We start from the raw sequence: 12,577 nt of genomic DNA, 5'->3' as shown, positions 1-12,577 counted from the left end.
GAGAAACAATGAATTTATTTTCCTTTTATTCAATCCTCTTCCTTTTAGGGAGAGGTAATTATCAATTATCCATTATCAATTATCAATTATTGAACTTCTCTATACAATACCGATGCTACCGGACATGATATTACAAATAAAGAATTATTGAACTTCCCTATACAATACTGATGCTACCGGACATGATATTACAAATAAAGAATTATTGCTCTGCTGATTAAATATCACAGAATTTACAGATAAAGGTTTTAGTATTTTTAGGTCTGGAAAAAGTACCTAGTTCTCAGCTCTTTATGCTCAACAAGTTAGTATTTTGGGCAAGAGATTACCCCAAAAATTATATCAAATCTGCTTGCCTCGGAGTAACAAGAAACCGGGTTTGTGGGAGGTCAATGGTAGGGACGTATCGCTGCGCGACATGAAACGCATTTTTGTTATGCAACGTCCCTACAAGGGCATTTGAGACAAACCCGGTTTCTCTGCTTTTTTATACCAATACTACCGGATTTGATATTACTCCCCTACTCCTTAAAAAGGACTTTTTCAGAAAACCCTAATTAGGTAGTCTCACAATCACTTCCGTAAACTCACCCAATTCACTATTAATATTTATACTTCCTTGATGCTGCTTGACAATAATATCGTGGGTCAGTGATAGGCCCAATCCTGTCCCTTCTCCCGGTGGTTTAGTCGTAAAGAACGGGTCTAATATTTTGGACTTCATAGCTGGTTCAATCCCACAGCCATTATCACGAATTCGTATTTCCACTTCCTCTGATCTCAGATGGGTAGAAACCCATAGGGTAGGAGTATAGTCAATTTTCCCTACAGGAGAATTAGCTCTAAGTTGATTTTGCTTCGAGCGCATGGCATGAAAGGAATTGTCCATCAAGTTGAGCAATGCACGGATGAAACTGCTAGGAATCACTTTAACTAAGTCCAAATTGTCAGCATAGTTAGTGCGAATGGAGGGGTTAAAAGACTTCTCCTGCTGTTGTTTACTGTGAGAGACTAGCTTTATAGCTTGGTCTAGCAAGTCATGGAGATGGGTAGACTGAGGGATAGATTCCTTATACTCTACACGAGTATGTTGCATCATAGTTTCGATAATCTGTGTAGCCCGAACGCTATGATGGGAGATCGTTGTCGCATTTTCCTGCAAATCATCAATTATAGATTGGGTCAATTCTAAAGTTTCTGGATCTAGAGTGGAAATTACAGGTTCGAGGGTATCCAATAGTTCTTGAGAAAGTTCGATGGAACCTTCAGCATAGTTTTTGACAAAGTTGAGAGGGTTGCGTAGTTCATGGGCGACACCTGCGGTGAGAGTCCCTAGAGAAGCCAATTTTTCCTGGGCAATAATGCGTTGTTGGGCTGCTTTAAGTTCGGTAGTGCGCTCTTCAACTTTTTGCTCCAATGTCTGGGAATAATTACCTAATTCCTGGTTTGCTTGCTCTAATTTCCGATTGACTTTGGCTAATTCTAGCAATAATTTTTCCCGCTCTGCTTCGATATTTTTCCGATCGCTAACATCCATCACTACACCATCCCAGATAATTGAGCCATCTGCTTGTTTAATAGGATGGGCTACTGCTTGAATCCATTTCACTATTCCTGACGGTGTTACAATACGAAATTCTAGGTTGAACTGTTGCAGTGTCTGGTGAAGGTCAGCAACCATTCCATCAATTAGTAGGCTATCTTCAGGATGTTCAAAGTCTCGGAAACTATATTTGCCAGCCATCATTTCTTCAGCAGATACCTCATATATATCCAGACAACCAGAGCTTGCATAAGGAACTGTCGTCGATCCATCAGGTGCAATTAAGAGTTGATAGAGCATCCCTGGAATGTTGGCAGCTAGATAGCGAAAGCGAGTTTCACTAGCCTGTAATTTGCTCAAGGAAACTTCTAACTGCTGGGCATAGGATTGGGATTGCTTATACAGCCGGGCTTTTTCAAGGGAAATGGCAGCTTGGGTACAGAGGAATTTGAGAATTAGCAGGCGATCGCTCGTAAAGACACCACTGGCTAATTTATTTTGCAAATACAGAATTCCAATTAATTTTTGTTGATTCAGCAGTGGCAAACACAGAATACTCTGGGGAAATTCTTGGCTCAGATACTCATCAATGACTGGTAAATCTGTTTTCCGAGCGTCAATCATTACTATCTCTTGGGTATTTTTGACATAGTAAATCAGGTTAACGGGTAGGTTAGGGTTGCCTTCTAAAGACTGTGTACAAACTTCAGTCGTTTTCAGTGTGGTAATGGCTTCAACCTGCCAGTTTCCTTCAGGGTCAGGGAGGATTAAGGCACAGCGATCGCCTCCTGAGTTTTGTAGAATAATTTGAGTTAGTTGCTGCAGAAGTTCATCAAGTTGAATGATGCTCGAAATACTCTGAGAGGCTTTGAGAATAGTTGCTAAATCTAGGGTTGTATTGAGGTTGTTGTTTGAAGTGGATTTGTCTGTAATGGAAGTCAGGAGCGAAAGCGAGGAATCGCTAGCAAGCTCGGCTAAAGTTTCTAGAGAATTGCTTGGGTTTACCTGGTGTAGAATAGGCTGTAGCAAATGGGGGTAGCGCTGTTCTAAGTCATCAGTTTTAGCTTTAGCGCCCCACTTGACATAGCTATAATAGGCTTCTTGCAGGTAGCTAGCAGCGATTTTTTCTTTGCCTAAATCTAGATAAAACTTCCCAGCAAGTTCGTTAGCCAGGGCTTCTTCTTGAAGGTATTTATTTTCTTTAGCTCCAAAAATGGCACGATCGTAAAAATCCCCAGCTTGATAATTCTGTCCTAAGATGCGACTTTTTTCGGCTTCCACCAGATCGACCTTATGTTGATGATTCATCGGTGCATGATGTGCCCAATTTTTCATCTTTTCTTGATTGGCAGCAACCCGCTGTAAAATACTTTCCCTTTCCTCTGCACCAACCTTAGTCTCCTTATATAAGGCAAGGTGTGTTAGAGAATCATAAAAATAAAAAATCGGTATTACAGCTATACCTGTCTGTCCTTCTGAATATTTTTCAAATTCTGCTGCATTTCTGAGAGCCAGATCGAATTCTCCAAATAAATAACAGAGGATTAGTTTATTAAAATACAAGTAACTTATCGCTGTAATATCGTTGGAGTTATGATGGTGTAATAGCTTTTGCTCCTCATCATAAACCTCACCCTTTAAATAGCACCGACTTTTAGATTCATTCTGTAAATTTAGTACAGACTGCCAAAAAATAGCGATATAATTTAAACTTGTTTCTTGCTTGATTTTCTGGAGTGCATAATAGTATTTCTCTATATCTGCTCTCACTTCATCAAGATTATTTCCCACCAAAAAGACACCATAACAATAAATTAAAGCTGCATAGCCAGCAAATTCTAAATCTCCCGTTTCTATTCCATTGGTATAAGATTCTTGAAGGGGCTTTAAAATTGCTCTCAATGGTTCTTTCCAATGGATAACGCAAGAATAAGCCACATTAAATACTTTAGATTTAAGTTGATTGATATTTAGTTTTGATAAAACAGACAAACCCAGTTTTCCAAATTGATAACCTGTCTCAATATCTCCCACAATTCCACACATAATTAACCCGTAATTTGTATAAGCAACTGCTGATTCGGGGGAATTACCATATTCAACAGAAATAATAACTTGTTTACATACCACCAGAGGCAGTAGGTTGGGAGCAACAATATAAACAGGGATAAATATATTCGAGAGAATTTGCATCGCAGCTAATTTTTCTGGTGCAGTCATCGCTGGTAAATTGATTAATTGATCGATTTCTATACCGTTCAACTTTGGGGTAATTTCCTGGAAACCTTCCTGAATGTCATCTGGTGTCACGGGAGTCGGGAAATTCACCCCTAACTGATCTAAAACGACAAGCCCGAGATTGGTCGCTTCTTTGAGTTGGTTTTGGGCTGAGTAAGCTTTGATTTTGACTTCATAAACTTTGATGCGGTCTAGAATGTTAGCAGTATGAACATCTAATACTTTCGCCAGTTGCTCCATTTCCTCGAAGTCACCATTCAGATAAGCTCCCTCGATTTCTGACTCGTATAAGGCTAAAGTAAGAGAGTAATGAGAGTTCCAGGAATCTTGAGGTAAGAGCGTTCGACCGATACTGAAATATTCAACTGCTGCCCGATAAGCTGTTGAGGCTAAAGCTTTACCTCCTGCTGTCAGATTTAACTGAGCCAGGCGCTCGCGTTCGCTCTGAGTAGTTAGCAAGTCTACTCCATAATTCAACTGATTCACAATTGCAAAAATCTTTTCGTCCTGCACCTCCTCTGGAGTATTTTCCAGTAACAACCGTCCGATTTTCAGATGAGTGGTTTGTTTCTGCTCGTCATTGGGAATCAGAGAATATGTCGCTTGCTGCATTCGGTCATGGAGAAATCGATAATGGAGCATCTGTGAATCTGACTCTAACTTCTGCTCTTCCCCACCCACATAGAACTTGTATATTTGACTCTGAGGCAAAACTAAACCTTGTTGCAGTGCTGATCACAAAGCTGTTGCCGTTTCGATATCCGATCGCTCAGAAACAATGGCTAACGTTTCCAAATCAAATTGGTTGCCAATGCAAGCAGCTAGTTTGAGAATCTCTTGGGTGGATATGGGTAATTTTTGTAACTGCAAGGCCATAAATTCCACTACATCATCCGTCAGAGCAGCATCCTGAACTCGCACGATATCACACTGCCAATGGCCAGCTTGCCTATCAAACTCAATCAGCCCATCTTCATGTAAAGCCTTGAGAAACTGGGTGGCAAAAAATGGATTTCCCTGAGTCTTCTGATCAACTAACTCCGTGATAGGTTGGGCGAATTTCTCCCCACAATGGAGTGTATCAGCTACCAGATGATTGAGGCTATTTTGAGTTAAGGGTTCTAGGGTAATGGTATTCAGAATTGCCCCGTCTTTAGTCAGCCCATCTAAGGCTAACATCAAGGGATGGGTGGGTGAGACTTCGTTGTCTCGGTAAGCTCCAATTAATAACAGATAGCCTGTTTCTACATCCGTCATTAACAAATTCATCAAGTTCAGGGAAGCCGAATCTACCCATTGTAAGTCATCTAAAAATATAACTAACGGATGCTCTGGCGTTGAAAAGACTTGAGCGAATTTCTGGAAGAGTAAATTAAACCTATTTTTGGCAGCAGTACCGGATAGCTCAACAGCAGGAGGTTGCGCTCCAATAATCTGCTGTAGTTCGGGAATAACATCAATGATGACCTGCCCACTTTCCCCAAGGGCAGTCATAATTTTAGACTTCCAACTTTGGAGTTCAGTATCGCTTTCACTCAGCAGTTGTCTCATTAAATCTCGAAAAGCTTCCACGAACGCAGAGAAAGGAATGTTACGATTGAATTGGTAAAATTTTCCTTTGATAAAGTAGCCTCGTTTTTCGACAATGGGTTTATGCACCTCATTCACGACTGCGGTTTTGCCGATACCTGAGAAACCAGCCACTAAAATAAGTTGGCTTCTGGAAGTTCCCTTGTCACCCTTCCTAGCTACCTGTTCAAAAGTATCCAGTAACCTTTCGACTTCCCCTTCCCGTCCGTAGAGCTTTTCAGGAATCAAGAAGCGATCGCATACATCCCGCTCCCCAAGTTCAAAGGGGATAATTGTTTCTGTCTCTTCCCACTGCTGCAAACATCGCTCCAAGTCATATTTCAGCCCCAACGCACTCTGATAACGTTCTTCCGCATTCTTGGCCATCAACTTAATTACGATTGCCTGCAACGCCTCTGGTACTTTCCTCTGCCACCTATCTACTGGAAACTTTACCTTCTCGACCAGATGAGAATGCAGCAACTCCATCGGGTCTCTGGTGGCAAAGGGCAATTGTCCAGTCAGCAGTTGAAAACAGGTGACACCCAGAGAATAAAAATCGGTACGGTAGTCAATACCCCGGTTCATCCGTCCTCTTTGTTCCGGGGACATATAGGCCAGGGTTCCTTCTAGGACATTGGGGTTGATGAGTTGTTGCTGTTCTTTGGGCAGTAAGCTAGAGATACTGAAGTCTAGGAGTTGAACTTGAAGGGTTTGGGGATGAATCAGGATATTACTCGGCTTAATATCTTTGTGGATGATGCGTTGTTGAGTCAGATAGTGAAGTGCCTCAGCCAGTTGAATGGCTATGTTGAAAAAATTGATGAGGTTTTGGTCAGAGTTAGGCCAATACTTGGAGAGGGCGATCGCTCCTTCATCGGGCATTACCAGGGCATAACCGTTGCCGTAGCGTTCTAAAGCTAGAGGCCGAAGAATTGAGGGATGTTCTAAGTGGCTAGTAATAACGTATTGGTTGCGGAAGCACACTAGGTCATTGAAGTGGGGAAAGGGATTCCGCAGAACTTTGATGACTACTCGACTGTTATCGCTCTCCCGGATCGAGCGATATACTAAGGTACGTTTTCCGGCATATATTTGGTTTGTCTCTTGATAACCAGGCAAGTTAAGCATCATTACCTGAAAAATTCCGAAAATATTACCTTTTTAATTTTACCTCATTTTCACCTCAACTTAAAAAAAATTAACTTAATAGTTTAGTAGTGGACTGACACAGGTAATGACTGTGCATGAGGGAATTAGACTCTGTAGGGGCGGGTTTCACAGTAGGGACGTTGCATAAGGGCGTCCGTACAAGGAGTTTTCACAGATTGTTAAATAAACCCGCCCCCAATGGTATAACCCAACGTTCTGGGGGCGGGTTTATCTAAATCAGGACTTACGCATAACCAGCATATCTTGTAGATGCGAACGACTGTTCACCCCTACAGGTGGTGTATAATTTCATTTTTTCGTAAGTCCTGGTTATCAGTTTTTTGGTAACACAAGCATCCTGCTTGTTACAGCCTGGAAGGCTGTGTTACCCTTAAAACTCTAGTAGACCTCTCCGATAATCAAAAATCAAATCAATTATCGTACAGAAATAATCTATTCTTCCCCCTACTCCCTACTCCCTACTCCCTACTCCCTCTTTTCCACCAGAGGTCTAGTATATACAAGACAACATTGTATCAATTGCTGTTTGAAAAGCAACTGCAGCTTTTGCACTCATGTCACGAGGGACACAAACCCTATTTCTGAGAAAAGCTAGAGCGATCGCTCCAATGGCAGCATCAGCAGTAACTTTCTCCTTGACTTCATTTTGTTGTTCAGTTTTAGGATCGACTGAGCGAGCGGAAAATGGAAGACTTCCCTCAATTAAATAATACACCAAACGTCTTGACATACTCCCGACGTTGCCCTTACGGGAAAACGCGGGCTTCTTCAGTCTGGGAAACCCTGACCGCTATTTAGACAGAGGTGATGTCCTCCCCCTGTGTTGAAATTTATAATAACAAAATCTTTCTACCTTGTCAAAGGCTTATAAACGTTTAGCTTATGAAGGTATCCGAATCCTGGCCCTGGCTTTCATCCCGACGCTCCCCTGCGGGAGAGCGCGGGACTTCCCGCCAGGGAAGTTAACAAGGAAAATTACAATGGGTTACTTCTCTAGATTTTCAAAGCTTAAAAATCCTTATCCAAAACCACTAATTGTTATATTACTTGGTTTAACAGTTGCTTTTTTAAACACAGGTTGTATTGGAAATTCTCAATCTGATTCTAATAAATCGTCAAGCAACAATCTTAATTCGCCAGTTGATCCCGCAGAAAACTCACAGCAACAACTGAGCAGTTTAAGTATCGTCATGATTCCGTCCCAAAATTCGGAGGAGCAAAAGGAGAAGCGCGAACTTTTTGCTGATTATCTCGAAGAAAAATTAGGATTGCCCGTTAACATTCAAATTCCTGAAAACTATGACACAGCAATTGATTTAATTGCAGAGGGAAAAGTGCAAATGGCTTATTTAGGACCATTTTCCTATGTTAAAGCTAAACAACGGAATTCCAAGCTTGAACCTATCGTTGCCTATATTGATAGAAGAACGGGACGACCTTCGTATACCAGTACAATTGTTGCTAATACTGAGAGTGGAATTAAAACGATCGAAGATTTAAAAGGGAAACGTTTTGGTTTTGTCAATCAATCATCAACGTCTGGATATCTCGTTCCTCTGTCTCATCTAGTCAGCCAGAATATCGATCCAGAAAAGGACTTCACAGAAGTTCTGTATATGGGTAGCCACAACAAAAATGCTGCGGCTTTGGAAGCTGGAAAGATTGATGCAGCGGGTATTAATAAACCGACTTATTTGAACGCTCAAAAATCAGGACAACTCTCTCCAGAAAAATATCAACTGCTCTGGGAATCAGATCCCATTCCTAATGCACCCATTGTCATCTCAAGAGAACTACCAGCAGATTTTATATCTAATTTACAAAAAGCATTAATTAATGCGCCACCAGATATGGCAGCTCTGAGCGGTGCCAAGTCAGATGGCTATACTCTAGTGCAAGATCGAGATTATGAACCTATTAGAGAATTGCAAAGGACATTAGGACTCAAAACTGCTGAGTAGAATGACATGAAGATCACGACTAAATTCATTAGCTCATCTGTGGCAGTTGTTGTGCTCATTGCTCTGGTGATGAGTGGGAGTTCTTTTTTGATCGCAAAAGCGGAGAAATCGGTAAAGGTAAGTCGCGTTAAAACCAGACAGGCGATCGACATGGGGATGTACTTGGATATTTCCTTACAGAATCAAGTCGTAGCACTCAAAGATTTTCTGATGTTAAATCGTAACCCTGCTGAGATGACGAAATATCATAAAGCAATGTCTAACTTTCTGATCACGTTGAACGATCTAGAGTTGCTGATGTCGGAGAGTGAAGAAATATCCTTAATTCGTCGTCGCTATCACCATCTCGTCCGTCTGGCAAACGACCTAGGCGATACTCCTTCTAGCTTTGCCCAACTTCAACAAGATGTCAGAGCGATCAATTCTTTTAGCGAAGATATCGAATTTTACATCAACTTATTGATTGATCAAACCCGACAGCAAGAATCTCTAACTCAGCAGCAAGTCAGTAAATTTAAACAAACAGTTTTAGTGATTCAATGTATAGTCATGGCTATTATTATTGCGATCTTGTTTGGTCAGTTTAAATTGATTTTACTGCCAGTCATCCATTCTATCGAAAAACTACAGCAAGGTGCAACAAATATTGGTCAAGGGGATTTAACATATCGTCTGAACATCAGAACTGGAGACGAAATTGAGCAACTAGCTCTTAAGTTTAATTATATGGCAACGAAATTAGACAGCTCCTATCAACAACTAGAACGAGAAAAAGAAAAAGCTGAAGTTGCCAATAAAGCCAAAAGTGAATTTCTCTCTAACATGAGTCACGAACTGCGGACTCCTCTCAACGGCATCCTTGGTTACGCTCAAATTCTCAGCCGTACCAAAGCCTTCTCGGGAAAAGGGCAGCATGGGGTTCGCATCATTCACCAGTGCGGAAGCCATCTTCTGACCCTGATTAATGATATTCTTGACTTGTCAAAAATTGAGGCTCGTAAACTAGAACTGGCTCCCCAAGCACAACATTTCCCTTCCATGCTGGAAAGCGTGTTTGAAATCTGTCGCATTCGAGCCGAACAGAAGGGGATTGAGTTTATTTATGAACCCGAACCAAACTTGCCAGAAGGAATCTCGGTTGATGAGAAACGGTTGCGTCAAGTGTTAATTAATCTAGTCGGTAATGCTATCAAATTTACTGACCAAGGATCGGTGACGCTAAAGGTTTCCATGCTCGAACAACAACCAGATCCAAATTTAAGACGTATCCAGTTTCAAATCGAAGATACTGGTGTAGGTATTGCCCCCGAACACTTGAAAAAACTATTTCAAACTTTTCAACAAGTCGGCGATCGCGATAGGCGAGCGGAGGGAACGGGACTGGGACTGGCTATCAGTCAAAAGATTGTGCAACTAATGGGTGGAAAGATTAAAGTGACGAGTCAGTTGGGTGTGGGCAGCAATTTTTACTTTGAAGTAGACTTGCCACTCGCCTCATATTGGGTACAGCAAAGAACGAGTAGTGAGGGTCAAACAATTATTGGTTATGAGGGAAAGCGTCTTCACTTGCTTGTCATCGACGATCATTGGGAGAACCGAGGAGTATTGGTTAACCTGCTCGAACCCCTTGGTTTTGAAGTCAGTGAAGCTGAGGATGGACGGCAGGGAATTGAACAAATGGAAGCCTTGCCACCTGACTTGGTAATTACTGACTTGGTAATGCCTGTGATGGACGGCTTTGAGATGCTGAAACGAGTGCGACACTCTGAAACACTGAAACACCATAAAATTATTGTCTCATCAGCGTCAGTCGCACAGCTAGATCGACAAATGGCAATTGATTGTGGGGGTGATGCCTTTTTGAACAAACCCGTTGATGCCAAAGAGTTGTTCGCCATCCTAGCAAAGCAGCTTGACTTGGAATGGCGCTACGAACTATCAGAGGATGCAACGGATGCTCAGTCGCCATCAAACTCTGCCAACACGGATGACTCTCAGAACATTGTTCTACCACCCCCAGAAGTGTTGCAATCATTCTTTAAGCTAGCCCAACAAGGAAAAGTGACAAAACTCCGGAAAAATTTAGAGAGCTTAACTGAGAGTGATGAAAGCTATCGTAACTTTACAACTCTCATTCTTACACTGACAGAACAATTCAAGTTTGAGGAGATTGAGACGGTATTAAAACAGTATTTGACAGATAGGAGCAGTTGTGGATAACAGAGAAATTCTTGTCGTCGATGACACAGTAGCAAATCTAGACGTGGTTACCGAAGTTCTAGAATATGCAGGCTATGATGTAGCAATGGCAATGGATGGCGATCGCGCCCTCAAATTGGTAAAGGTTAACCCACCAGATTTAATAAAGCACGAAAAAACTTAAATTTCCTAATATTTTAAGGGAGGAGTCAGAAGTCAGGAAGGAAGAAACAAGAAAGAAGAAGGAAAAGGAAGAGGAAGAAGAGGAGAAGAAGGAGAAAGTAGCGTTGGTAAATGATTGTATGATTTTTAGTAGTCGTAGGGGCGTTTTGCTATCGCACAACTCCGTTAACGCTACGCGACATATAAAACGTTTGCGGAGCATTCCGATAGGAAAGTTATGCGTAGCTAATGGCCATTAGCTACGCACAACTTCGTTAACGCCCGTACAGGAATCAGTAGTTAAAACAGTTTTTTTCCTTACTATTAATCTGATTCCCATATAAATTTCATACCTTATTTCACCAATTATACTTTCTTTCTCCTCTCTTCCCTCCTGACTCCTGACTCTGTACGGACGTTGCATGCAACGTCCCTACCTCCTGACTCCTCCCTCGTTTATTTATAACTATTCAACCGGACATGATATAACAGGCCATTTGTCACAGGCGATACTGCTGAAACACATCTCTGGCAGCACGATGCAACAATGAATGAGTGTAAACCAATGAATTCATATCCTTAGTATACCCGCCACCAATAACGCAAGCGACGGGATAACCTGTTCCTACACAGGTACTCAATACTTGCATCTCCCGCCGAAATATTCCTGTATCTGTCAAAGCTAATTTTCCCAAAGCATCATGGATATGGGTATCGACTCCCGCATCATACAAAACCAAATCTGGCTTGACTTCTGACAGCAAATCTGGTAAATATTCCGCTAATGTCTGGAGATAGCGATCGTCATCCATTCCCTCTGGCAACGGGACATCTAAATCGCTAATTTGTTTTCTACTAGGAAAGTTAATACCACAGTGCATGGAAAATGTAAATACACTAGAATCATTTTGAAATATCCAGGCAGTGCCGTCACCTTGATGCACATCTAAATCTACAATCAGGATTTTTTTGGCTAATCCTAATTTTTGGATGACACGAGCAGCGATCGCTAAATCGTTAAAAATACAAAACCCAGATCCATAACTGGGGAACGCATGATGGGTACCACCAGCAGTATTGCAAGCTAAACCATGCTTCAGTGCTAACTGTGCTGTTAATATTGCACCACCCACAGCAATGCAAGTTCGATTTGCTAATGGTTGACTCCAGGGTAAACCGATGCGTCTTTGTGCTTTTGGGTCTAAAGTACCGTTACAATATGCTTCTATATAATCGCGATGATGTACTAATTCTATCAATTCTAAAGGTGGGAAATTTGGGGTAAAAAAATGGGATTTATTTGTTACTTTATCTGCCAATAACATTTCATAAAGTAGTTTGAATTTTGCCATCGGAAAGCGATGACCAGGTGGCATTGGTGCAACATAATTAGGATGATAAATAATTGGTAAATTCATTAATTAAGGGAGTAGGGAGTAGGGAGTAGGAAATAGGTAATACTAGCTATTAGCTTTTAACATTTCCTGACAGTATAGTTAACCTCCTGCAGAAGCACTGACTCTTGGCTCCTACGGAATGCTTCACAAATACTTTTCATGTCGGCGACAGCAGAAAACTGAAACCCACATTCCGCACGACAAAATGTAGTACAGAAAGAGGAGAAAACTTGAGTAAGTATTTAGACTTAACAATAAATAGTAATAGTAGGAGGCGATCGTAAATTAATAGATTAATGACCCATCCCCACCCTCATTTTTCGGGAATGATGTTA

General features: G+C 41.4%; 8 protein-coding genes. 4 read left to right on the top strand and 4 right to left on the bottom strand.

Annotated elements, in window-relative coordinates:
• Positions 1–8: 8 nt before the first annotated feature.
• Positions 9–128 carry a DUF4896 domain-containing protein gene (locus tag AFK68_RS46835; RefSeq protein ID WP_371357608.1) on the top strand — a complete coding sequence of 40 codons (120 nt, stop codon included), beginning with the start codon at positions 9–11 and terminating at the stop codon, positions 126–128.
• A 425-nt stretch (positions 129–553) separates the two neighbouring features.
• Here AFK68_RS46835 and AFK68_RS28825 read toward each other — a convergent pair whose 3' ends face one another.
• The 3 genes from AFK68_RS28825 to AFK68_RS28820 form a co-directional block, all read right to left on the bottom strand.
• On the bottom strand, positions 554–4,492 hold the full coding sequence (locus AFK68_RS28825; RefSeq protein WP_210407664.1) for an ATP-binding protein: 3,939 nt from the start codon (positions 4,490–4,492) through the stop codon (positions 554–556).
• Positions 4,493–4,516: 24 nt separating this feature from the next.
• Complete coding sequence (locus tag AFK68_RS40050) at positions 4,517–6,484, bottom strand: AAA family ATPase (protein ID WP_094678784.1); 1,968 nt, start codon at positions 6,482–6,484, stop codon at positions 4,517–4,519.
• Positions 6,485–7,013: 529 nt separating this feature from the next.
• Entirely contained in the window at positions 7,014–7,253 is a 240-nt protein-coding gene (locus AFK68_RS28820; RefSeq protein WP_143438398.1) for a hypothetical protein, read from the bottom strand.
• Between the two features lie 124 nt (positions 7,254–7,377).
• Here AFK68_RS28820 and AFK68_RS28815 point away from each other — a divergent pair, with 124 nt between their 5' ends.
• The 3 genes from AFK68_RS28815 to AFK68_RS28805 are packed head-to-tail and all read left to right on the top strand — an operon-like array spanning position 7,378 to position 10,867.
• The gene (locus AFK68_RS28815; protein ID WP_168186697.1) at positions 7,378–8,484 is read left to right on the top strand and encodes a phosphate/phosphite/phosphonate ABC transporter substrate-binding protein; all 1,107 of its coding nucleotides are present in this window, start codon (positions 7,378–7,380) and stop codon (positions 8,482–8,484) included.
• 6 nt (positions 8,485–8,490) lie between these two features.
• The gene (locus AFK68_RS28810; protein ID WP_094677214.1) at positions 8,491–10,704 is read left to right on the top strand and encodes an ATP-binding protein; all 2,214 of its coding nucleotides are present in this window, start codon (positions 8,491–8,493) and stop codon (positions 10,702–10,704) included.
• Positions 10,697–10,867 (top strand): response regulator, encoded by a 171-nt coding sequence (locus AFK68_RS28805; RefSeq protein ID WP_094677212.1) that lies wholly within the window; start codon positions 10,697–10,699, stop codon positions 10,865–10,867. The genes AFK68_RS28810 and AFK68_RS28805 overlap by 8 nt, the downstream gene beginning before the upstream one ends.
• Before the next feature lie 478 nt (positions 10,868–11,345).
• Here the strand turns inward: AFK68_RS28805 and AFK68_RS28800 are convergent, their stop codons facing one another.
• Positions 11,346–12,263 carry a histone deacetylase gene (locus tag AFK68_RS28800; RefSeq protein ID WP_094677210.1) on the bottom strand — a complete coding sequence of 306 codons (918 nt, stop codon included), beginning with the start codon at positions 12,261–12,263 and terminating at the stop codon, positions 11,346–11,348.
• Between the last annotated feature and the right edge of the window lie 314 nt (positions 12,264–12,577).

The organism is Hydrocoleum sp. CS-953, from assembly GCF_002260545.1.
Taxonomy (GTDB): Bacteria; Cyanobacteriota; Cyanobacteriia; order Cyanobacteriales; family Microcoleaceae; genus Trichodesmium.
The sequence above is the reverse complement of the archived record's forward strand: the minus strand, read 5'-3'. Positions and strand labels throughout refer to the sequence as shown.

Coding starts and splice junctions, on each gene's coding strand:
- AFK68_RS46835 (WP_371357608.1), top strand. CDS start 9: ATGAATTTATTTTCCTTTTATTCAATCCTCTTCCTTTTAGGGAGAGGT.
- AFK68_RS40050 (WP_094678784.1), bottom strand. CDS start 6,484: ATGATGCTTAACTTGCCTGGTTATCAAGAGACAAACCAAATATATGCC.
- AFK68_RS28820 (WP_143438398.1), bottom strand. CDS start 7,253: ATGTCAAGACGTTTGGTGTATTATTTAATTGAGGGAAGTCTTCCATTT.
- AFK68_RS28810 (WP_094677214.1), top strand. CDS start 8,491: ATGAAGATCACGACTAAATTCATTAGCTCATCTGTGGCAGTTGTTGTG.
- AFK68_RS28800 (WP_094677210.1), bottom strand. CDS start 12,263: ATGAATTTACCAATTATTTATCATCCTAATTATGTTGCACCAATGCCA.